We start from the raw sequence: 882 nt of genomic DNA on the forward strand, positions 1-882 counted from the left end.
CCCCTCAGCCATGAAGTTCAGCCATGAAGTCCGCGGTGTACGGCCCGAGCCGCCGGGGCCGACCGGTGCCGCGTCGACGGCACCTCACTCACTGGCCCTGTTCGTCCCGGCGGCGTTGCCACCGCTGTTCGATCCGGTTCATCATCGTCCGGCGCTGCCGGGGATGTCGGCCTCCGCCGCCTCCCCCGCCCGCTGCCGTCTGCTGCTGCTCACCCGGCTTGGGCGCTTTGCGCCATCCGGTGACCGCCAGCACGGCACAGCCCAGCATGACGAGGAACCCCACCACGCTGATCCAGATCTGCTGGGCGACCATTCCGGCCATGAGGAGCGCGATACCCACCAGAAAACCGGCCACCGCCTGGTAGACCCGTCGCCGGGTGTACCTGCGCAGCCCGCTTCCCTCAAGCGCTGTCGCGAACTTGGGATCTTCGGCGTACAGCGCTCGCTCCATCTGCTCGAGCATGCGCTGCTCGTGCTCCGAGAGCGGCACGGAGTCCTCCTCGTCGTCGGCCGCGGGGGGCGACCGTTATGCGGCCCTTCCAGGATAGGCAGGGATTCGCCCCCGTGAAACCCGCCCTCTAGCCCAAGCCAGTCCGAACCGACGTGTCGGTACGGCTGCTGAGGCGTAGATTCCCCGACCTCCGATCCGTCATGCCGGATGGTGTCACCCGATCATACGGGGCCGGAGCCTCGATCGGGTGCTCCGGACCGTACTCCGTCTGCGGCTGCGTCGCTGATCAGCCGTGCTCCGGTCGCCCCGCGGCCCTGCCTCCGCCGCTCCTCCGGAAGGGATCAGGCGCGCTTCTCGCCGAGAACGTGCAGCTGCGTCGCCACCGAGTGGAAGGCCGGCAGTTCCGCGGCGGCCGCCTCAAGGGCGAGGAG

At 69.5% G+C, this 882-nt stretch carries 1 protein-coding gene and 1 pseudogene; both read right to left on the minus strand.

What is annotated here, in order from left to right:
- Positions 1-88: 88 nt before the first annotated feature.
- Positions 89-490: a DUF3040 domain-containing protein gene (locus tag IH13_RS0132280; RefSeq protein WP_031090029.1), complete on the minus strand. Its 402-nt coding sequence runs from the start codon at positions 488-490 to the stop codon at positions 89-91.
- 302 nt (positions 491-792) lie between these two features.
- Positions 793-882 (minus strand): annotated as a pseudogene (locus IH13_RS43060) (SAM-dependent methyltransferase); the annotation flags it as partial.

Source organism: Streptomyces sp. NRRL WC-3549 (assembly GCF_000721935.1).
Lineage (GTDB): Bacteria > Actinomycetota > Actinomycetes > Streptomycetales > Streptomycetaceae > Streptomyces.